Origin of the sequence: Marinactinospora thermotolerans DSM 45154 (genome assembly GCF_900167435.1) — a bacterium.
In the GTDB taxonomy this organism is placed as follows: domain Bacteria; phylum Actinomycetota; class Actinomycetes; order Streptosporangiales; family Streptosporangiaceae; genus Marinactinospora; species Marinactinospora thermotolerans.
Genome location: NZ_FUWS01000009.1, coordinates 154339 through 176122 on the forward strand (window position 1 = coordinate 154339; position 21784 = coordinate 176122).

Consider the following 21784-nt stretch of genomic DNA (forward strand, 5'->3'; position numbering starts at 1 on the left):
CATGACCGACACGAACACCGGGGTCTTCGGCGGCCTGGAGACCCAGCCGGCGGGGGAGCGGCCCGACCTGCTCGCCGAGCCGGTGGCCCGGGCCGTCGCCGACGGGAAGCACGAAGGGGCGGCCGAGGGGCCGCTCGTCGCCCAGATCGATCCGGAGCTGGCCGACACGGCGGCCTTCTGCGCCGCCTATGACATCGGACTGGACGCCTCGGCCAACTGCGTGGTCATCGCGGCCAAGCGGGGTGGCGAAACCCGTTTCGCAGCCTGCGTCGTATTGGCCACGACCCGCGTGGACGTCAACGGGGTCGTCCGTCGCCATCTGGGGGCGCGCAAGGCGCGTTTCGCCGACCAGGCCGACGCGGTCAGCGCGACCGGAATGGAATACGGCGGGATCACGCCGCTGGGGCTGCCCGACGACTGGCCGATCCTGGTCGATCCCGCGGTCACGGCCGCGCCATGGGTGGTCATCGGCAGCGGCCTGCGCAGGTCCAAGCTCGTCGTTGCGGGCGCGGCACTGGCGGGGTTGCCCAACGCCGAGGTGGTCGAAGGACTGGGACGGCCGGTCGGCTGACCGCGCTGCCGCACCCCGGGGGCCGCTTCCCCGAAGCGCTCCCCGGGTTTCCCTGGTTCTTCCCGGACTCTGCCGCCCGGCGCCGGCGCGAGGCATCCCCTCCCGGCCAGCGGCGGGCGGCGCGGCGGTCCGCGATCCCGGCCGCGGGGCGGCGACGCGACGGAACCGGGTCCTCTGTTTTTCCGTCATACTCGTGTGGTCGCGCGGTCGCGTGCCGCGCACGAGGAGAGCAGGGTTCCAGTTTTCGCGCACGGTCGGCGGCGGGGAACGACGCCCGCCCCCCGTCGCAGGTCCCGACGGCACCCCCGGCCTATAGGCTGGAAGCGGTGGCAGCGGGGTTTGAGGGGATGAGTTCGCTATGGCAATGTCGGCAGGTTTCCCCGAAAGCGAGGGGCTGCCGGAACGCATCGGCCCCTACCGGATCCGCCGGCGTATCGGACAGGGCGGAATGGGGGTCGTCTACCAGGCCGTAGACCCCCAGGACCGGCTGGTCGCGATCAAGGTCCTGCGGTCGGAGGTCGCCGGTGACGACATCGCCCGCGCTCGGCTCGCCCGTGAGGTCGAGACCATGCGCCGGGTGCACAGCCGCAACGTCGCCGAGGTCATCGACGCCGACACCAGCGCGCCGCTGCCCTGGGTGGTCACCGAGTACATTCCGGGCCCCACGCTCGACGCCACGGTCACCGATCACGGGCCGTTGCGCGGCCGGGCGCTGACCCGGTTGGTGTCTGGCCTGGCCAGGGCGATCGCCGACATCCACGCCGCCGAGGTCATCCACCGCGACCTCAAGCCCGGCAACGTCATCATCTCCAACGGCGAGCCGATCGTCATCGACTTCGGTATCGCCCACGCGGTGGACGGCGCCAAGCTGACCCAGACCGGCACCTTCGTCGGCACGCCGAGCTACCTGTCGCCCGAGGTGATCGAGGGCACCGATCTCAGCCCCGCCACCGACATCCACGCCTGGGGCGCCACGGTCGCCTTCGCGTCCACCGGCAACCCCCCTTACGGCGCGGGGGCCTTCGAGGTCATCTTCTTCCGCATCCTCAACGGTGAGATCAGCCTGGAGGGGATGCCCGAGGCGCTCCAGCCGCTGGTGCGCGCGGCGGTCTCGCGCGACATGCGCGCCCGGCCCACCGCCCTCCAGCTCGTCCAGGAGACCAGCCGGCTCAACCTGGACCTTCCCTGGTCCGAGGGCCCGGGAGAGCACCCCTCCTCCGGATTGACCGGCAGCCACACCGTGCACGCGCCGCTGCCCGCGGCGGGGGGCGAGACGCGGGTCGAGGACGCGCAGAGCACGTCGCTGTACCGTTCCGAACCCTCGGGCACTGATCCCCTCCCGCAGGCGGACCGCACGGTGGTCGCCGGCAACGGGGCCGACCGCACCATGGCGGTGCCGGCCGCCGACGAGCCCGACGACCCCTCGGCGCCCCGCACCCACTTCTTCAACTCCACGCTGCGTCCCGAGGAGTTCCGCGACATCCTCACTCCGGTCGGCGACGACCGGAGTGAGGCGGGGCACACCCGGACGTTCTCCGCGGAGGACCTTGAGGAGCGTCCCCGCCGGCGCGGCCTGTTCGGAGGGCGCAACGAGGACCGCCTCAGCGACTACATCCACTCCGACGACGAGGACGACTACGACGACGCCGAACCGCGCAGGCTCCCCTCACTGATCCTGGTGCCGCTGATGCTGGTGGCGGTGGGGCTGTGTCTGCTCGTGCCGACGATCGGGCTCGTCCTGGGGGTGCTCGCGGCGTCGCTGCTGGGCGCGCTGGACATGGTCAAGATCGAGCACGCGCGCCGGTTGCAGACACGTGGACCCAAGAGCTCCGACCGGATGCTGGTCGCGTTGAGCATGCCGTGGGCGCTGCTGCGCAACGCGGGCACCACGTTGCTCTACGGCGTGGGCTACCTGCTGGCGGGGATCGTGGTCGGCCTGATCATCGGGTTCATCACAGGCGAGGGGTCGGCCAACAACGTCGGCGCCTACGCGGTCGCGGTGGCGGTGCTGGGCGGGTTCCTGGGGCCGAACGGCCGTGGCGGCCGCAGGCAGGCCGTGTGGCTCATCGAGAACACCGGTATCCGCAACCCCTACGTCTACTGGGGCACGATCGTCGCTGTCTGTCTGCTCGCCCTGTTCCTGCTGGTGTTCGGGGTGCAGACGGCTCCTGCCTGGGATCCGATCCAGGGACCCTCGGCCTGGTTCAGGTGAGGTCCCCCGCCTCCGCTCGGTGGCCGGGGGCGGCGGTTGCCCCCGTGCTACTAGTCAGTAACATCGGGGGAGAAGCAAGACCAGCGGATCACGCGGGACGGCGGGACCGGAACGTCGCCCCGCTGCCGGATGACGTTCGCGCATTTGGCACCCTTGATTGACCACGGACGCGACCGCGTCCGCGCCGTCCGAGCGGGCGACGCATGGGAGTGCAGGGAGGTCGGCCACCGGCCATGAATATTGTCGTTTTGGTCAAGCAGGTCCCGGACACGGCGACCGAGCGCAAGTTGAACCCGGCGGACAACACGCTGGACCGCGCGAGCTCCGACGGTGTCATCAACGAACTCGACGAGTACGCGATCGAAGAGGCCCTCCTGCTCAAGGAGAAGCACGGTGGCGAGGTGACCATCCTCTCCGCCGGCCCCGACCAGGCCACGGACTCCATCCGCAAGGCCCTGTCGATGGGCGCCGACAAGGCGATCCACCTCAACGACGAGGCGCTGCACGGCTCCGACTCGTTGCAGACCGCCTACGCGCTCGCCCAGGCCCTGCGCACCACCGAGTTCGACGTCGTCGTCTTGGGTTCGGAGTCCACCGACGCCCGCACCGGCGTCGTGGGCGCGGCGCTCGCCGAGTACCTCGGCCTGCCCCAGCTCACGCTCGCCAACAAGGTCGACATCGACGGGGGCACCATCCGCATCCAGCGCCAGACCGACGACGGCTACGACGTCGTCGAGGCGCAGCTGCCCGCGGTCGTCTCGGTCGTCGAGAAGATCAACGAGCCGCGCTACCCGTCGTTCAAGCTCATCATGGCGGCCAAGAAGAAGCCGGTCACCAAGCTCGACGCGGCCGGCGCCGAGATCGACCCGGCCAAGGTCGGCCTCGCCAACGCCACCACCGAGACCGTCGACTTCGCCGCGGCGCCGCCGCGTGCCGCCGGCACCGTCGTCAAGGACGAGGGCACCGGCGGTGTGCAGATCGCGGACTTCCTCGCCTCGAAGAAGTTCGTATAGGCCCGGCGGAGACGAAAAAGAGGGATTTGAGACATGGCTGAGGTCCTCGTCCTCGTCGACCAGGTCGACGGAGAGGTCAAGAAGGTCACCACCGAGCTGCTCACGCTGGCCCGGCGTATCGGCGAGCCGGCCGCGGTGTGGATCGGTGAGGGCGCCGACGACGCCAAGGCGAAGCTCGCCGAGTTCGGCGCGGAGAAGGTCTACGTCGCCCCGGCCGAGCTGAACGACTACGTCGTCGCCCCCAAGGCCGAACTCCTGGCGAAGCTGGCCGGCGAGAAGTCCGCCGCCGCGATCCTGGTCTCGGCGACCGCCGAGAACAAGGAGGTCGCGGGGCGCACGGCCGTCAAGCTGGGCTCGGGCGTGCTCACCGACGTCGTCGACGTCACCGCCGACCTCGTCGCGGAGCACTCCATCTTCGGCGGCACCACCATCACCCACGCCAAGGTCCGCGCCGGCGTCCCGGTCATCGCGGTGCGCCCCAACTCCATCCCGGCCGAGCCCGCCCAGGGAGCCGCCGTCGAGGAGCAGGTCAGCGTCGAGCTGTCCGACGCGGCCAAGGCCGCCAAGGTCGTCGAGCGCGTCAAGCAGGAGAAGGGCGCGCGCCCCGAGCTCACCGAGGCCGCCATCGTGGTCTCCGGTGGTCGCGGCGTGGGCTCCGACGACTTCTCCGTCGTCGAGAACCTGGCCGACTCGCTCGGCGCGGCCGTCGGCGCCTCGCGTGCCGCGGTCGACTCCGGTTGGTACCCCAACCAGTTCCAGGTCGGCCAGACCGGCAAGACGGTCAGCCCGCAGCTCTACATCGCGCTGGGCATCTCCGGCGCGATCCAGCACCGGGCCGGTATGCAGACCTCCAAGACGATCGTCGCGGTCAACAAGGACCCCGAGGCGCCGATCCACGAGATCAGCGACTTCAGCGTGATCGGCGATCTGCACCAGGTGGCGCCCCAGCTCACCGAGGAGATCAACAAGCGCAAGTAGCCGTTTCCGCGGCGAACCGCGGCGGCCCTCGGACCCCGGGTCCGAGGGCCGCCGCCGTGTCCGGGCCCCGCCCACGACCGGAGGCGCGCCCGCCGTCCCGGCGGAGGCGTCCGGCAGGGCCGGAAGGGACCGCGCCGCGGTGGCGGCCGGGACGGGGCCGTATCCTTGAAGGGCCATGGTGTATCTGGATCACGCCGCAACGACCCCCGTCCGTCCCGAGGTCATCGCCGACATGACGGAGGAGTTCGGCGTACTCGGTAACGCCTCCTCGCTGCACGGCGCGGGCCGGCGCGCCCGCCGGGTGGTGGAGGAGTCGCGCGAGGCCGTCGCCGACGCGCTCGGGGCCACCCCGCACGAGGTGGTGTTCACCAGTGGGGGCACCGAGGCCGACAACCTCGCCATCAAGGGCCTGTACTGGGCACGTCACCAGGCCGACCCCGCGCGCAGGCGCATCCTGGTCAGCGCGGTCGAACACCACGCCGTGCTCGACCCTGCCCGTTGGATGGCCGACCACCAGGGCGCCGTCTACGAGGAGCTTCCGGTCGACTCCTACGGCAGGGTCGACCCGCAGACGCTGCGCGCCGCGATCCGGCGTGATCCGGCGAGTGTGGCGCTCGTCTCGGTGATGTGGGCCAACAACGAGGTCGGCACGGTCCAGCCCATCGGCGAGCTCGCCGCGATCGCGGCGGAGTACGCGATCCCCTTCCACACCGACGCGGTGCAGGCCGTGGGGACCGAGACCGTCGACTTCGCCGCCGCGGGCGTCTCGGCGCTCACCGTCACCGGCCACAAGCTCGGCGGTCCGGTCGGAGCCGGGGCGCTGCTGCTGGCCAGGGGGGTCGACCCGGTTCCGGTGCTGCACGGAGGCGGGCAGGAACGCGAGGTGCGTTCGGGCACCCTCATGACCCCGTTGCTACGGGGGTTGGCGACCGCGTTGCGCCTGGCCGTGGCCGAACGGCAGGCCCACGCCGCCGAGCTCGCCCGCCTGCGCGACGAACTGGTGGCGTCGGTGCGCGCGGTGGTGCCCGACGCCCAGCTCAACGGGCACCCCACCGAGCGGCTCGCCGGCACCGCCCACATCTCCTTCCCGGGCTGTGAGGGCGACGCCCTCCTCATGTTGCTGGACGCCCGCGGAATCGAGTGCTCGACCGGATCGGCCTGTTCGGCGGGGGTCGCCCAGGCCAGTCACGTGCTCCTGGCGATGGGCGCCGACCCCGACACCGCGCGTTCGTCCCTGCGGCTGTCCCTCGGACACGGGTCCAGCGAGGGCGACGTCAAGGCGTTCGCCGACGCGATCGGCCCCGCGGTGGAGCGGGCCCGGGCGGCGCGCGACAAGCGGCGCTGAGCCACGCCCCGCCCCGTCCGGGGGCAGGCCTCCCACCTCAAGGAAGGCGCGTGGGAAGATCCTCGCGCCTGTCAAGCCCTCCGCGCCAGCCCGGCCGGCCATCCTGTGGAAAACCCGGTCGGGCCGCCGGCCCTCACCGGCCGAGCTGCCGCCGCACCGGTTTGGTGATCTGGCCGATCGCCTCCCAGTCGGGGTCGAGCATGCTCTGGACCTGCTGGCGTCCCTCCGGCCAGGCCCGCACGGCCTGCTCCAGCTGCGGCAGCACCCCCGACTCGGGGTCGACGTAGAAGTGGAGCTGCCGCTGGCCGCCGACGGTCTGCTGGGCGAACAGCGCGCCGTTGTCGCCCAACAGGTCCTGGAGCCGCAACGCCAGTTCCTCCAGGGCCGTCGCCGAGGAGCCGGTGGGCAGACGGTCGGAGTCGGCGTTCGCGTAGTGCACGGTGACCTGCACGTACAGCGTGAAGGCGGGAAAGTCCCTGCGGTGCAGCGGATGGCGCACGGCCAGCTGGATCGTGCCGCGCAGCGGGACACGCCCCTGGAGGGTCACCCAGCCCCCGCTCCCCAGTGCCCCGGAGAGCTGGTCGACCACCGAGGGGATCGAGGTGGGCGGAAGCGGGTCCAGCGGCTTCTCCACCAGCGGGGTGACCGAGCCGATCCAGCGCACGTAGTCGTCCTCGCCCAGCGCGAGCATCACGACGTGGTCGGCGACCCCCGCCCGGGTCTCCTCAGGCAGGAACATGAAGTCCGGGTGGTAGACGCCCGCCTGGATCCGGCCGGCCTTCTGGTCGACGCGCAGCGCCACCGTCGCGTGCGCGAGGTCGAGCTCGTGCCCGTCCCACGTCAACGGGCGCGACAGCCGGCCGTGGTCGGCGGGGCGGGCCGGCAGGAAACGCCACTCCCCGTCGTCGGGCGCGGCGCGGCTCCACCGTTCGGCGACGATCCGCGCGTCGTCGTCGGCGCCGGCGCTGAGCGTGAGGGCGTACTTGGGCTCCTGCGGCCCCGTTGCGTCGTCGGCCTGGGAGAGCAGGCTGTCGAGGTCGTCCCCGAACGACAGGCCGAGCAGGTCGGAGCCCTCGGACGTGGGGGGCGTGGACACCTCCCACGTCAGGGAGGGATGCAGGCGCCGCACCAGCTCGTCGAGTTCCTGGGCCACGGGGCCGGGAACCGGGGTGCCGGAGTCGACCGCTGCGGCGAGGTCGGCGCGGAGCTTCTCCCAGTGGGACCAGAACTCGTCGACGGCGACGGCGGAGTCGGAATCGGACGAGCGGCGGCGACGGAACAGAGCCATGCATCGATTTTCGCAGAACCGCGCGGCAGCCTCAGCCGGGAGGGGGAGGTCGGGCGGGGGCAGTGGTGGGCGCCGGCGCGTAGGCTGGGGACGTTATGACTATGCGTGTACTCGCCGCCATGTCGGGCGGCGTCGATTCCGCGGTCGCCGCGGCCCGTGCCGCCGAGGCCGGCTATGACGTGACCGGCGTGCACCTCGCGCTGTCCAAGAACCCGCAGTCTTACCGCACGGGCGCGCGGGGCTGTTGCACGGTCGAGGACTCCCGCGACGCCCGGCGTGCCGCCGACGTGATCGGCATCCCCTTCTACGTCTGGGACATGGCCGAGGAGTTCGACCGTGAGGTCGTCCAGGACTTCGTCTCCGAGTACGCGGCCGGGCGTACCCCCAACCCCTGTCTCAGGTGCAACGAGAAGATCAAGTTCGAGGCGGTGCTGGAGCGCGCCGTCGCGTTGGGGTTCGACGCGGTGTGCACCGGCCACCACGTCCGTATGGTCGACGGCAGGCTGCGGCGCAGCGTCGACCTCGCCAAGGACCAGTCCTACGTGCTGGCGGTGCTCACCCGCGAGCAGTTGGCGCACGCGATGTTCCCCCTCGGCGACTGCACGAAGGCCGAGGTGCGGGCCGAGGCCGAGCGGCGCGGGCTGACCGTCGCCGACAAGCCGGACAGCCACGACATCTGCTTCATCGCCGACGGCGACACCGCGGGCTTCCTCAACCGTCGCCTGGGCAGTGAGCCCGGTCCGATCGTGGACGAGTCCGGCACGGTCCTGGGCACCCACAACGGCGCGCACGCGTTCACGGTCGGGCAGCGCAAGGGCCTCAACCTGGGGGGCGCGGTCGACCGGCGCTACGTGCTGTCGATCGAGCCCGTGAACAACACGGTGACGGTCGGTCCGCGCGCGGCGCTCGAGATCGACGAGATCGTCGGTGAGCGGCCGGTGTGGAGCGGCTGTGACCCGCTGACCGAGCCGTTCGCCTGCACGGTCCAGCTTCGCGCGCACGGCGAGGTCCACCCCTGCCGGGCCTGGGAGCGCGACGGCGAGCTGATCGTCCAGCTGGACGAGCCCGCCACCGGTGTCGCGGCGGGGCAGGCCGCGGTGCTCTACGACGGTGACGTGGTGTTGGGGTCGGCGACCATCCGGTCCGCCGTGAGCCGGGCCAGGCAGACCTCCCCGGCGTCGTGAGTGCGCCGTGTCTCCTCGCGGGCCCCTGTTGTCCAAGTTAGGTTAGGCATAGCATAGTTCTCGTGCCGACAGGGAGGACGCGATGCCGTACGAGTTTCTGGAGGGACGACCCTTCTGGATCGTCTACCTGGCGCTCCTCGGCATCGTGTTCTGCCGCGCCCAGGCCACCTACTGGATCGGCCGCGGGATCGGGGCGGGGCTGCACCGTAGCGGCTGGGGGCGGCGGATCGGTCCCCGGCTGGACCGCGCCGAGAAGCTGATCGACCGTTTCGGTCCGCCGGCCGTCACCCTCTCCTTCCTCACCGTGGGCATCCAGACCGCCGTCAACCTCGCGGCGGGCGCGATGCGGATGCGGTTCCCGCGCTACCTGGTCGCCATGTTCGTCGGCTGCCTGGCCTGGGCCGCGGTCTACAGCCTGGGCGGGCTGGCGGTCATCGCCGTCTGGTGGGAGCTCTTCCTGCACTCGCCGCTGCTGGCCGTCACGGCGGCCGTGGTGGCCGCCGCCCTGATCGGGGCCGGGGTGTGGTGGAGGCGCCGGACGCGCTCCCGCGACGAGGCCCCCGCTGCGCGGCCCGACCCGGTGGAACCCGTCCCCTGACACGCGGTGCCCGGCTCCGGCCGGCCGGGAGTGCTCTACCCTGATGCATCGTGAGTGATCAGCCGCGTTATCCCTGGCCTTCCGCGAGCGCGTCGGGCGTCGGTTCCCTTCCCGGCGAGGACCCCGGCGAAGCGGTCCGCGTCGTCATGGGAGAACTTCCCGAACTGCCCCATCTGCCGGAGCTTCCGGCACGTGGCGCGGGGGCGGACATGATCGGGCGCAGCGCCGGCCTGCTCGTGGAGCTGCCGGTCGAGGTGCAGCCCTCGGGGTGGCGGGTGGCGCAGCGGGCGGGCCGCGACCTCGCCCGAGCGCGCGGTTTCCTCTCCTACGACCTCGACGCGTTGGAGGAGCAGGCCCACGCCTATCGCGGGCCGCTCAAACTCCAGGTCACCGGCCCCTGGACCCTCGCGGCGTCGATCGAGCTGCGCGCGGGGGAGAAGCTTCTCGCCGACCCAGGCGCGGTCGCCGACCTGTGCGAGTCGCTGATCGAGGGCATCACCGCGCACATCGCCGACGTCCGCGCCCGGGTCCCCGGCGCGAACCTGGTGGTCCAGGTGGACGAACCGGCGCTGCCGGCGGTGCTGGTGGGCGCGGTCCCCACCGCGAGCGGGTACGGGCGGCTGCGCGCGGTCGAACGCGTACGGGTCGAGGAGCGGCTGCGTTCCCTGTTCGCCGCCATCTCCGCGGCGGACGCCCTTCCCGCGGCGCACTGCTGCGCGCCGAAGGTCCCCATCGACCTGTTGCGGCGCAGCGGGGCCCGAGCGCTGTCGCTGGACGCCACGGCGCTCACCCGCGCGTCCGACGAGGCGATCGGCGTCGCCGTGGAGGAGGGCGTCGGGCTTCTCCTGGGGATCGTCCCGGGAGTCGACGCGGTTGTGTCCGACCCTGCCGTTAACGTCGATCCCATACGTGAGCTGTGGAATCGGATCGGATTCGACCCCGGCCTGCTGGCCGAGACCGTGGTCGTCACCCCCATCTGCGGACTGGCCGGGGCGTCGCCCCGCTACGCCCGGACGGCGTTGGCGGCCTGCCGCACGGCGGCCCGGGTCCTGCGAGACGAACCACGGCGATGACATGAGGAAAGGACGTACCCGGGTGAGCGCGGAGGAGTCGACCATCGTCGATGGGGTTCCCGCCGAGGTGCGCGAGCGCCACGCCGAGCTGAGTCAGGACATCGACGACCACAGCTACCGGTACTACATGGGTCGGCCGACCATTCCCGACGCCGACTACGACGCTTTGATGCTGGAGCTGCGCGGACTGGAGGAGCGCTACCCGTCGCTGCGCACGCCCGACTCCCCGACCCAGAAGGTCGGCGCCCCCATCAGCAACGAGTTCGCGGCGGTCGAGCACCTGGAGCGCATGCAGAGCCTCGACAACGCCTTCGACCCCGAACAGCTCGCCGCGTGGGCGAACCGGGTCGAGAACGAGATCACGGTCGACGCCTACCTGTGCGAGCTGAAGATCGACGGCCTCGCCGTCGACCTGGTCTACGAGAAGGGCCGCCTGGTACGCGCGGCCACCCGCGGGGACGGCCGTGTCGGCGAGGACATCACGCTGAACGTGCGCACGATCCAGGCCGTTCCCGAGGTCCTGGACGGTTCGCTCCAGCCGGTCCCCGACCTGCTGGAGGTACGCGGTGAGGTGTTCCTGCCGGGCAAGGCGTTCGAGGAGCTCAACGCCCGCCTGGTCGGCGAGGGCAAGCCGGCGTTCCGCAACCCGCGTAACGCGGCGGCCGGGTCGTTGCGGCAGAAGGACCCGCGGGTCACCGCCACCCGTCCGCTGAGCATGCTCGTGCACGGCGTGGGCGCCCACGAAGGGGTCTCCTTCACCCACCAGTCGCACGCCTACGAGCTGCTCGCGGCCTGGGGACTGCCGGTGAGCGACCGTACCCGGGTGGTCGGCTCGTTGGACGAGGTCCGCTCCTACATCGACCACTACGCCGAGCACCGCCACGACCCCGAGTACGAGATCGACGGCGTGGTCATCAAGGTCGACGACGTGTCGGTGCAGCGCCGGCTCGGCTCGACGAGCCGGGCTCCGCGCTGGGCGATCGCCTACAAGTACCCGCCCGAGGAGGTCACCACGCGGCTCCTCGACATCCGGGTCAACGTGGGGCGGACCGGACGGGTGACCCCCTACGGGGTCATGGAGCCCGTCATGGTCGCCGGCTCCGAGGTCGAGTTCGCCACCCTGCACAACGCCCAGGAGGTGGCCCGCAAGGGCGTCCTCATCGGCGACACCGTGGTGCTCCGCAAGGCCGGCGATGTCATTCCCGAGATCGTGGGCCCGGTCGAGGAGCAGCGCGACGGCTCCGAGCGTCCGTTCGTCATGCCGCAGGTGTGCCCCGAGTGCGGGACACCGCTGGGGCAGCAGAAGGAGGGCGACGTCGACCTGCGCTGTCCCAACAGCAGGTCCTGCCCGGGCCAGCTGCGCGAGCGGCTGTTCTACATCGCCGGCCGCAAGGCCCTGGACATCGAGGCGCTGGGCTACGTGGCGGCGACCGCGCTGACCCAGCCGCTGGAACCCGCCGAACCGCCGCTGCGCGACGAGGGAGACCTGTTCGACCTCACCGTGGACCGACTGCTGCCGATCAGGACGCAGGTCCTCGACGCCGACAGCGGGCTGCCCAAGATCGATCCGAAGACCGGCGAGCCGAAGGTGGTCACCTTCTTCGCCAACCAGAAGGGCGAGCCGAAGAAGACCGTCCAGAAGCTGTTCGAACAGCTGGAGCAGGCCAAGCAGCGACCGCTGTGGCGGGTCCTGGTCGCCCTGTCGATCCGTCACGTCGGCCCGCGCGCGGCCGAGGACCTCGCCCGCCACTTCCGCTCCATCGACGCCATCGCGGCGGCCGGCGAGGAGGAGCTGGCCTCGGTCGACGGGGTCGGCCCCACCATCGCCCGTTCGATCGTCGAGTGGTTCGAGGTCGACTGGCACCGCGAGATCGTCGAGAAGTGGCGGGCCGCGGGGGTGCGGATGCAAGAGGAGGGCGCCGACGAGGGGCCACGGCCGTTGGAGGGCCTCACCCTCGTCATCACCGGCTCCCTCGAGGGGTTCAGCCGCGACGGCGCCAAGGAGGCGGTGCAGAACCTGGGCGGCAAGGTCACCGGATCGGTGTCGAAGAAGACCGACTTCCTGGTCGCAGGGGAGAGCCCCGGGTCCAAGTACGACAAGGCGGTCCAGCTGAAGGTGCCGATCCTGGACGAGGAGGGCTTGCGGGTCCTGCTCGCCGAAGGGCCGGAAGCGGCCAAGGCGCGTGTCATCGAGGCGCTTGGGGAACACGCCGAGTAATCAATAGTCAGGAAGAGGGGTGAGTGCCCGGCCCGCCCGGGTACTCCTCACACCGACCCGTCGCCTCTACAATCCGCAGTCGGCGCGCTACCTGTCGCAGTAATCTGGAGCGAATCGGGCGATTGTTTCAGGTAATCCGAGGTTTACCTAAAGTCCCCATTTGGCGACACCTGGTGACGGAGCGGCGTAAGCTGATCTGGATGGTTCCGCACGCGTCAGAAAGGAAGGACGTTCCGGTCATGGGGGTGACCGGAGCGACCGAGACCGAATCCGCTGCATGCACCCCGAGGACGTTATGAGGGATCCCAACAACACCCGGGACATCGGTCCCCGGGTCGGGACGCCACTGTGGTTGTACTTCGCCAGCACCACGGTGGCCGGCTGCGCGCTCCTGGCAGTCTCCCTGTTCTGGCTGGGCCCCGACGAGGTGCAGTACCTCGCCGCCCAGCCGCTCGTCTGGGTCGTGCTGTGCATGGTGGTCCTCGGTGAACTACGTCCCATCGCCACCCCCCGCTCGCCCACGGACAACGGGGCGCCGACCTCGCTGCCCTTCTCCTTCGCCCTCGTCATCTTCTACGGCCTGGCGGTCGCCGGCGTCGTCCAGGCCATCGCCACCGTCATCGCGGGCGTCGCCCGAGGTCACGCGCTCCACCGCATCGCGTTCAACGTCGCGCAGTACGGGTTGAGCTTCGGCGCGGCGGGGGCGGTCATCCGGCTGCTGTTCCCCGAGACCGCCCACATGCCGTGGGTGCCCGAGGGGACCGGTCTCGTCGTCGTCGCGCTGGCCGGCGCCGCCTACTTCCTCGTCAACCTCCTCCTCGTCGAGTGCGCGGTCGCCATGCACGAGCGCGCGCCCCTGTACCGGGTGTTGATGAAGGGCATCGGCCAGCGGGTGTTCGTCTCCGGTGTCCTGCTCAGCCTGGCGCCCCTCGTCGTGGTCGCCATGGCCCACTCGGTGTGGCTGGTGCCGCTGTTCAGCCTGCCCCTGGTCGCGCTGTACAGCAGCGCCACGCTGTCGGTCAAGCGCGAACACCAGGCCAACCACGACGAGCTCACCGGCCTGGCCAACCGCAAGCTGCTCATCCTGCGCACCCAGGAGGCACTGGGGGACGCCCAGCAGAGGGAGCAGCGGGTCGGCCTGCTCATGCTCGACCTCGACCGTTTCAAGGAGGTCAACGACACTCTGGGCCACCCCACGGGCGATCGCCTCCTCCAAAACGTCGCGCACCGGCTCACCCACAGCGTCCGTCCCGGCGACCTCGTCGCCCGGCTCGGCGGGGACGAGTTCGCGGTCCTGCTGCCGCAGGTCCGCGACGCGGCCTCGGCGCGCGAGGTGGCCGCGCGACTGCGCGTGGCGCTCTCCGAGCCCATGCGGCTGGACGGCATGGACTTCGACCTGGAGGCCAGCATCGGCATCGCGCTCTACCCCAACCACGCGCCCGACTTCGAGCTGTTGATGCAGCGCGCGGACGTGGCCATGTACGTGGCCAAGGAGCGCCGCACCGGGGTCGAGCTGTACGCGCCCCACAAGGATCGCAACTCCACCGCGCGGCTCAGCCTGTTCGGCGAGCTGCGCCGGGCGCTGGTGGAGGAGGAGCTGGAGATGTTCTACCAGCCCAAGGTGGCCCTGGGGGACCATCGCGCGGTGGGGCTGGAGGCCCTGGTGCGCTGGCGGCATCCACAGCGGGGCATCCTCTCGCCGGAGGAGTTCGTCCCCCTGCTGGAGCAGTCCTACCTGATGCGCGGCTTCACCCACCAGGTGATCGAGATGACCCTGCCGCAGATCGCCGAGTGGTGGTCCCAGGGCCTGCGGTTGCCGGTGGCCGTCAACCTCTCGGCGCGGGAGCTGCTCGATCCGACCCTTCCCGAGATCGTCGCGGCCGGACTGCGCCGCCACGGGGTCGACCCGCGGGCGCTGCGGTTGGAGATCAGCGAGCGGGTCATGGTCGCCGAGGACGACGCCGTCACCCCCACGATCCTGGCGCTGGCCGACCTCGGGGTCTCGCTCAGCCTCGACGACTTCGGCACCGGCTACTTCACGCTCGCCAGCCTCAACGGGCTTCCGGTCGAGGAGATCAAGATCGACGGCTCGTTCGTGCGCAGGGCCGCCGACGAGAACGAGGGGCGCGTCATCGTGGGCTCGGCCATCGACCTGGTGGCCGCGCTGGGCATGCGCGCGGTCGCCGAGGGGGTCGAGACCGCCCGGGTCGCCGGGGCGGTGCGCGCCATGGGCTGTTACGCGGCCCAGGGCCGCTACTTCGCCCCGCCCCTGGAGGCGCCCCAGGCCACGGCCTGGCTGCTGGAGCACGGCGGCTTACAGGTCTCCCAGGAGCGGACGGGGTCGGCGGGCTGAGCGCGGACCACTCCGCGGGGCCGCGCGCGGGAATAGGATTGACCTGTCCGAATCCGCCGAAGGAACGGTTTGCAATTCATGTCCGCCATCACCCGCGATGAGGTCGCGCACCTCGCCCGGTTGTCGCGGCTGGCGCTGCACGAGGACGAGCTGGACCAGCTCGCCGCCCAGCTCGATGTGATCATCTCCGCTGTGGCCAAGGTGCAGGAGGTCGCCAAGGGCGACATCCCGCCGACCTCGCACGCCCTGCCGCTGACCAACGTCTACCGCCCCGACGAGTCCCGTCCGGGGCTCTCCCCCGACCAGGCGCTCGCGGGGGCGCCCGCGGTGGAGGACGGACGGTTCCGCGTGCCGCAGATCCTCGGGGAGGAAGAGTGAACAACGACCTCATCCGGCTGAGCGCGGCCGAGCTCGGCGCGGCCATCCGCGCGGGCCAGACCAGCGCGGTCGAGGCGACGCGCGCCTACCTCGACCGGATCGCGGCCGTCGACGGTGACGTCAACGCCTTCCTGCACGTCGACGACGAGGTGGCGCTGGAGCAGGCCCGCGCCGTCGACGCCCGCATCGCCGCGGGCGAGGAGACCGGTCCGCTGGCGGGCGTCCCCGTCGCGCACAAGGACGTCTTCACCACCAAGGACATGCCGACCACGGCGGCGTCGAAGATCCTGGAGGGGTGGCGGCCGCCCTACGACGCGACGGTCACCGAACGGCTGCGCGACGCCGGGCTGGTCATCCTGGGCAAGACGAACATGGACGAGTTCGCGATGGGCTCCTCCACCGAGAACTCCGCCTACGGTCCCACCCGCAACCCCTGGGACCTCGACCGCATCCCCGGCGGCTCCTCGGGTGGCTCCTCCGCCGCCGTCGCCGCGTTCGAGGCGCCGCTGGCCACCGGCACCGACACCGGCGGTTCCATCCGTCAGCCGGCCGCGGTGTGCGGCCTGGTCGGTGCCAAGCCCACCTACGGCGGCTCCTCGCGCTACGGTCTCATCGCCTTCGCGTCGTCGCTGGACACCCCGGGTCCCTTCGCGCGCAACGTGCTCGACGCCGCGCTGCTGCACGAGGCGTTCTCCGGACACGACCCGCGCGACTCCACCTCCATCGACGCCCCGGTGCCGCCGGTGGTCGAGGCGGCCCGCCGGGCCGACGTCGCGGGGCTGCGGATCGGCATCGTCCGCGAGTTCTCCGGCGAGGGCTATCAGGCGGGCGTGCTCCAGCGGTTCAACGAGGCCGTCGAGCTGCTGGAGTCCATGGGGGCCAAGGTCGTCGAGGTCTCCTGCCCGAGCTTCACCACCGCGCTGCCGGCCTACTACCTGATCGCGCCCAGCGAGTGCTCCTCCAACCTCGCCCGCTTCGACGCGATGCGCTACGGCCTGCGTGTCGGCGACGACGGCACCCGCAGTGCCGAGGAGGTCATGTCGCTGACCCGCGCCGAGGGCTTCGGTCCCGAGGTCAAGCGCCGCATCATCCTGGGCACCTACGCGCTGTCCAGCGGTTACTACGACGCCTACTACGGTTCGGCGCAGCAGGTGCGCACGCTCATCAAACGCGACTTCGACGCCGCGTTCGAGCACGTGGACGTGCTGGTGTCGCCCACCACCCCGACCACGGCGTTCCCGCTCGGCGAGCGTACCGACGACCCCATGGCCATGTACCTCGCCGACCTGTGCACGATCCCGACCAACCTGGCCGGTAACGCCGCGCTGTCGGTGCCGTGCGGGCTGGCTCCCGAGGACGGCCTGCCCGTGGGCCTGCAGATCATGGCGCCGGCGCTCGCCGACGACCGCACCTACCGGGTGGGGGCCGCCGTCGAGGCCGCGCTGAGGGACGCCTGGGGCGGCGAGCTGCTGGCCAAGAACGCCTACGCCGTCTGAGGCCGACGTCCGGGAACGGACAGGGCGAGGGCCCGCCACCGTGGATCCACGGTGGCGGGCCCTCGCGTCATACGCTCCGCCTCATGGGCGCGGGCGCGGCGCCGGATCAGGCGTCGCGGCCGGCCTTGCGCTTGCGGGACAGGTACATCGCGGCACCGCCACCACCGATGGCGACGACGGCCGCGGCGACCAGACCGCCCAGCGCGGCACCGGTCACGGGCAGGGAGTTGCCCGGCTTCTCGTCGGCCGGCGGGGTCGGCTTGTCCGCGGGGGGCGTCTCAGCCGGCGGCGTGGACGCGGGCGGGGAGGCCGGCGGGGTCGACGGCGGGGTCGAGGGCTCCTCCGACGGCGACTCGCTCGGCGACGGGCTGGGGGTCTCGGCCGGGGTGCCCTCGGTCCAGGTGACCTTGGCCTGGGCGGAGGCCTCGGTGGTGCCGTCGCCCGCGGTGATCAGGGTCTGGGTGGGCTTGTTGGGGTCGACGCCCTTGAACAGGCGGCCGATCTGCACCTCGGTGGAGATGGAGCTGGAGACGGTGGCCTCGCCGGGGGCGACGCCTTCGTCGACCTTGACCGCGAAGGTGCCGCCGTTGGCGGCGGTCTCGATCTCCTTGCCCTCGGCGTCGACGATGCTGACGCCGTCGGGGCCGTTCAGGGTCAGCGGGACGCTCTCGGCGGTCGTCTCGACCGTGAACTCGCCGATCGTCTCACCGGCCTTGCCGGAGGCCTCGTTGGGCGTGATGGTCAGCGAGGCGGGGTGCGACTCGACCTCCTGCGCGTTCTCCAGCAGGTAGTCGTAGAAGTCGAGGATGTCGTCGCGGTGCTCCCGGCCGCCGCCGCCCTTGAGCTCGACGCCGTTGCTGTGGTGCCAGATGGCGGCCTGGGTGGCCGACATGGCCTCCTTGGCGTCCAGGTCCTCGACGCCGGAGGCCTGGGCGAGCTCCTCGGCGGAAACGCGCGGGTAGGAGTTCTGCAGGATCCACAGGACCTTGCCCGGCTGGGAGTTGGCGAAGTCGCCCTCGCCCGGGTACTCGCTCCAGGCGCCCTCGGAGTAGCTGGCGCCGCTGCGGATGGGGGTCACGAAGTCGATGCAGTAGGCCGGAAGCTTCGCCCCGTCGGTCAGGGTGAGCTCGAACAGCGTGGTGCCGACCTTGCCGTCACTGCCGAAGTCGAGGGTGAATCCCTTCTCGACATTGCCGGTGTACTTGCCCTGCGCGCCGCCGGAGTAGACCTCGTCGGCGGAGGCGCCGGGGGCGGCCAGGCCGAAGGCCAGCAGGGCGGCGGCGGAGCCGGCCACGGTGGTGATGGCGCGGTTACGCCAACGGGGGGATGGGGGGAGCGTCTTCTCGATCAAGTTATTTCCCAGTGAGATATTTAGGGGGAACCGGATACAGATGCTGCGTCGCGTGTCGCCACGCTCGGGCCGGGAGTGATCTGAGTCGTCGCCGACCGGGAGGAGGAACCGGTTTCTCTGGGTGGACGCCCGCCGAAGACGGCCGGGCTGGCTCGGTGGGCCCGCGGGTTCGAGCCCGGGAGCGGCGGTCGGAGTGTGTAAGAAACCCGTAAGTAAACGGTCTCGACCGCCGCACCGCCAGATACTAGCGACCCATTTCCGGGCTTCCAACACGGTTCACTAAAAATGCGCGGATCTGTTTTGCTGAGTCCGTAATCGATGACCGTTCGTGATCACGCCATCGCCGCTGGTGGACGAACCGGCGGCGGGTCACCGCCCCGTGGGGGCACCCGTACCGCTGCGCGTCGGGAAGAAGGTCGTCACCTGCGGCGACGGCGAGTGAGGAACATCGCAAGGCCACCTATGGCCAGCAGGACCAGTCCCGTGATGACGATCGTCCCGGCCCAGGTGCCGGTGAAGGCGAGATCGTTTTCGGGCCGCTTGTCCTCGGCGATGACAACGGGCCCCGAAGGAGCCGACGCGGTCGGAGAGCCGCCCTCCGACGGTGCGGGCGAGGGAGCCGCGGACGAGGGCGAGGGGGACGGCTCGGCGGCCGGCGGGGACGCCTCGGCGCTGGGCGTGGGAACGGACGCGGGGGTCCAGCTCACGGTCGCCGAGACCGACGCGCTCACCCCTTCGACGGATTCCGCGGTGATCAGGGCCTGCGTCTTGACCCCGTCCTTGCCGACGAAGAGCCGGCCCGCCTCCACGGTGGCGTTGTCGGAGGTGGCGTAGAGGGTGGCGGTCCCCTCGGGGGCCGAGGCGTCGGGTTGCAGCAGGACCTCGCCGTCGGCGCGTACCTCGGTGACGGGGTTCCCGCTCGGGTCGACCAGGTTCGCCGACGGCGCCCCGTTCACCCGCAACCCCACCGGCGACTCGCTGGTGGTGCGTACCGTCAACGGGCCGAGCGGGGCGCCCGTCTCGCCCCGGACCTGACGCGGGGAGACCTCCAGCGAGGCGGGGGGTTCGGCCGCGCCTCCCCGGTCGGCGACCTCGATCAGGTGGGCGTAGAGCGCCTCGACCTCCGGCGCGTTGCCGCTGAGCACCCCCACCCTGAGGTCCACCCCGTTGCTGTAGTGCCAGACCGCGGCCTGCGTCGCGGCGATCGCCTGCGGGGGGGTCAACGTGACCAGGCCGGTCCGCCTGCGCAGCTCCTCCAGTCCCACCCTCGGGTAGGAGGAGAGGATCACCCGGTGCACCCGCTCGGCGTTGTCGACGAACTCGCGGGGTTCGGGGTACTCCTCCCAGTCCGCCTCCACGTAGGCGGCCCGCGGGTCCACGCTCGTGCTCAGATCGGCGCAGTAGGCCCGCACGAAGGAGTCGTCGTCGACCCGCAGGTTGAACAGCGTGGTGGAGGCGGCGGCGCCGTTCTGACCGGCCAGATGGACGGTCGTGCCGGCCTCGCCGTTGCGGTCGACCCGGGCGATCCCGGTGGACTCGGCCTCGACGGGCAGCGCCGGGCCCCAGCCGAGGAGGACGGCCGTGGTGAGGGCGGCGAGGGCACGCCGCGCGATGGAGGTGATGCTGGGCAAGGGGGTCCCCTGGACGGATCGGTGGGACGTGCGCCCGAGGCGGGCGGGAGAACGGGAACTCGCGTTCGAAACCGGGTCCAAAGAGTAGTCGCCCCCCACCACCTGGTCCGGCGAACCACTCCACCGGTCTCGAATCGTGTACTAGCTGTGACCTTGTGATTCCCCGACGGATGGTGACCATCACAGCAGGGCCCGTAGGGGTGACCGGGCGCCGGACCGTTCCCGACATCGGTAGGCTTCTTGACGTGCCCCGCGTCCCACTGCCGATCGGCGCGGGCACGACCGAACGGCGAACGTCCTCGCTGGTGGGGCAGTGCGCAGCGGGACCCCTCGGATACGGAAACGGGTTGCGGCGATGGGTAGCGCGGTAACGAGTGGCCCTGCCACGAGTGGTGGTCCGGCGCTGATGGCGTACGACGACGCCTTGGCCAAGTACGAGCCGGTGCTCGGGCTGGAGACCCACGTCGAGCTGGGCACCCGCTCGAAGATGTTCTGCTCCTGCGCCACGACGTTCGGCGCCGAGCCCAACACCCAGGTGTGCCCGGTCTGCCTGGCGCTGCCGGGCTCGCTGCCGGTGGTCAACGGCACGGCGCTCGAGAGCGCGATCCGGCTGGGGCTCGCGTTGAACTGCTCCATCGCCTCGTGGTGCCGTTTCGCCCGGAAGAACTACTTCTATCCGGACATGCCGAAGAACTACCAGATCTCGCAGTACGACGAGCCGTTGTGCTTCGACGGTCACCTCGACGTCGTCGTCGACACCCCCGAGGGGCCGCGCGAGTTCCGGGTCGAGATCGAGCGCGTCCACATGGAGGAGGACACCGGTAAGACCGCGCACCTGGGCGGGGCCACCGGACGTATCCACGGCGCCGAGTACTCCATCGTCGACTACAACCGGGCCGGCATCCCGTTGCTGGAGATCGTCACCAAGCCGATCGAGCACACCGGCGAACTCGCCCCGCTGGTCGCCCGCGCCTACGTCACCGAGCTGCGCGACCTGGTCCGCGCGCTGGGCATCTCCGACGTGCGCATGGAGGAGGGGTCGCTGCGCTGCGACGTCAACGTCTCGCTGATGCCGCGCGGCGCCACCGAGTGGGGAACGCGCAGCGAGACCAAGAACGTCAACTCGCTGCGCTCGGTCGAGCGGGCCGTGCGCTACGAGATCCAGCGGCACGCCGCCGTGCTGGACTCGGGGGGCCGCGTCGTCCAGGAGACCCGCCACTTCCAGGAGAACACCGGCGGGACCGTCGCGGGCCGCAGCAAGGAGGAGGCGCAGGACTACCGGTACTTCCCCGACCCCGACCTCGTCCCGGTCGCGCCGAGCGCCGAGTGGGTCGAGGAGCTGCGCGCCGGCCTGCCCGAGCTGCCGGCCGCGCAGCGCCGGCGGATCAAGGCCGAGTGGAACCTGTCGGACGAGGAGCTGCGCGACCTCGTCAACGCCGACGCCATCGGCCTCGTCGCGGCGACGGTCGACGCCGGCGCCCCGCCGGCCGAGGCGCGCAAGTGGTGGCTCAACGAGCTGTCGCGCCGCGCCACGGAGTCCGAGGTGGAGCTGGCCGCGCTGTCCATCACGCCGGCCCAGGTCGCCCGCGTCGTCGAGCTCGTGGCCGAGGGGTCGTTGACCAACAAGCTGGCCCGCCAGGTCATCGACGGCGTCCTCGCCGGCGAGGGCGGGCCCGACGAGGTCGTCGAGGCCCGGGGCCTCAAGGTGGTCAACGACGACTCCGCGCTCGGCGCGGCTGTCGACCAGGCCATCGCCGACAACCCCGACGTCGCCGAGAAGGTGCGCGGTGGCAAGATCGCGGCGGCCGGCGCCTTGGTCGGCGCGGTGATGAAGGCCACCCGAGGCCAGGCCGACGCGGGACGGGCCCGCGCGCTGATCCTGGAGCGCCTGGGCGTGCAGGGGTAGGCCGGCGCCCGGCGCGGGACTCCCGCCGGTCCCCGGGGATCGGCGGGAGGTGTTCACGTTGTGTGATCGTCTTGTCGCCGGGTCTCAGCTTCTTCTCTATCTGGCCGTGACCTAGGCGAAATAGCCTGGTCACGTAGAACCAGACGCCCGCGCGCCGCGGGGGTTCCTCCCCGCTCCGCGTCCGCCCGC

General features: G+C 71.4%; 16 protein-coding genes. 13 read left to right on the top strand and 3 right to left on the bottom strand.

What is annotated here, in order from left to right; translation table 11 throughout:
- Position 1: 1 nt before the first annotated feature.
- The 5 genes from B5D66_RS16860 to B5D66_RS16880 all read left to right on the top strand — a co-directional run bounded on the left by B5D66_RS16860 (position 2) and on the right by B5D66_RS16880 (position 6119).
- On the top strand, positions 2–571 hold the full coding sequence (locus B5D66_RS16860; protein WP_078762708.1) for a YbaK/EbsC family protein: 570 nt from the start codon (positions 2–4) through the stop codon (positions 569–571).
- A 358-nt stretch (positions 572–929) separates the two neighbouring features.
- Positions 930–2783: a serine/threonine-protein kinase gene (locus B5D66_RS16865; RefSeq protein ID WP_235001054.1), complete on the top strand. Its 1854-nt coding sequence runs from the start codon at positions 930–932 to the stop codon at positions 2781–2783.
- Between the two features lie 233 nt (positions 2784–3016).
- On the top strand, positions 3017–3796 hold the full coding sequence (locus tag B5D66_RS16870) for an electron transfer flavoprotein subunit beta/FixA family protein (RefSeq protein ID WP_200813684.1): 780 nt from the start codon (positions 3017–3019) through the stop codon (positions 3794–3796).
- 33 nt (positions 3797–3829) lie between these two features.
- Entirely contained in the window at positions 3830–4774 is a 945-nt protein-coding gene (locus B5D66_RS16875; RefSeq protein ID WP_078762711.1) for an electron transfer flavoprotein subunit alpha/FixB family protein, read from the top strand.
- A 175-nt stretch (positions 4775–4949) separates the two neighbouring features.
- The gene (locus B5D66_RS16880; RefSeq protein ID WP_078762712.1) at positions 4950–6119 is read left to right on the top strand and encodes a cysteine desulfurase family protein; all 1170 of its coding nucleotides are present in this window, start codon (positions 4950–4952) and stop codon (positions 6117–6119) included.
- A 133-nt stretch (positions 6120–6252) separates the two neighbouring features.
- On the opposite strand, the gene B5D66_RS16885 is transcribed toward B5D66_RS16880, so the two are convergent.
- Positions 6253–7407, bottom strand: coding sequence for a DUF695 domain-containing protein (locus tag B5D66_RS16885; protein ID WP_078762713.1), 1155 nt, complete (start codon positions 7405–7407; stop codon positions 6253–6255).
- 95 nt (positions 7408–7502) lie between these two features.
- Between B5D66_RS16885 and mnmA the strand changes: the two genes are divergently transcribed.
- The 7 genes from mnmA to gatA all read left to right on the top strand — a co-directional run bounded on the left by mnmA (position 7503) and on the right by gatA (position 16707).
- Positions 7503–8591, top strand: coding sequence for a tRNA 2-thiouridine(34) synthase MnmA (gene mnmA / locus B5D66_RS16890; protein WP_200813685.1), 1089 nt, complete (start codon positions 7503–7505; stop codon positions 8589–8591).
- Between the two features lie 82 nt (positions 8592–8673).
- A complete protein-coding gene (locus tag B5D66_RS16895) occupies positions 8674–9189 on the top strand; it encodes a DedA family protein (protein ID WP_078762715.1) in 516 nt (171 codons plus the stop codon).
- 50 nt (positions 9190–9239) lie between these two features.
- Positions 9240–10262 carry a methionine synthase gene (locus B5D66_RS16900; RefSeq protein WP_078762716.1) on the top strand — a complete coding sequence of 341 codons (1023 nt, stop codon included), beginning with the start codon at positions 9240–9242 and terminating at the stop codon, positions 10260–10262.
- Between the two features lie 22 nt (positions 10263–10284).
- A complete protein-coding gene (gene ligA, locus B5D66_RS16905) occupies positions 10285–12480 on the top strand; it encodes an NAD-dependent DNA ligase LigA (protein ID WP_078762717.1) in 2196 nt (731 codons plus the stop codon).
- A 295-nt stretch (positions 12481–12775) separates the two neighbouring features.
- On the top strand, positions 12776–14833 hold the full coding sequence (locus tag B5D66_RS16910) for a putative bifunctional diguanylate cyclase/phosphodiesterase (protein ID WP_078762718.1): 2058 nt from the start codon (positions 12776–12778) through the stop codon (positions 14831–14833).
- Positions 14834–14911: 78 nt separating this feature from the next.
- Positions 14912–15211 (top strand): Asp-tRNA(Asn)/Glu-tRNA(Gln) amidotransferase subunit GatC, encoded by a 300-nt coding sequence (gatC, locus tag B5D66_RS16915; protein WP_078762719.1) that lies wholly within the window; start codon positions 14912–14914, stop codon positions 15209–15211.
- Complete coding sequence (gene gatA / locus B5D66_RS16920) at positions 15208–16707, top strand: Asp-tRNA(Asn)/Glu-tRNA(Gln) amidotransferase subunit GatA (protein WP_078762720.1); 1500 nt, start codon at positions 15208–15210, stop codon at positions 16705–16707. The genes gatC and gatA overlap by 4 nt, the downstream gene beginning before the upstream one ends.
- A gap of 106 nt (positions 16708–16813) precedes the next feature.
- Here gatA and B5D66_RS16925 read toward each other — a convergent pair whose 3' ends face one another.
- Together B5D66_RS16925 and B5D66_RS16930 are read right to left on the bottom strand one after the other, a co-directional pair.
- Positions 16814–18058, bottom strand: coding sequence for a thioester domain-containing protein (locus B5D66_RS16925; protein ID WP_078762721.1), 1245 nt, complete (start codon positions 18056–18058; stop codon positions 16814–16816).
- A 419-nt stretch (positions 18059–18477) separates the two neighbouring features.
- The gene (locus B5D66_RS16930; RefSeq protein ID WP_144390178.1) at positions 18478–19689 is read right to left on the bottom strand and encodes a thioester domain-containing protein; all 1212 of its coding nucleotides are present in this window, start codon (positions 19687–19689) and stop codon (positions 18478–18480) included.
- Between the two features lie 355 nt (positions 19690–20044).
- Between B5D66_RS16930 and gatB the strand changes: the two genes are divergently transcribed.
- A complete protein-coding gene (gatB, locus tag B5D66_RS16935) occupies positions 20045–21595 on the top strand; it encodes an Asp-tRNA(Asn)/Glu-tRNA(Gln) amidotransferase subunit GatB (RefSeq protein WP_200813686.1) in 1551 nt (516 codons plus the stop codon).
- Positions 21596–21784 lie beyond the last annotated feature (189 nt).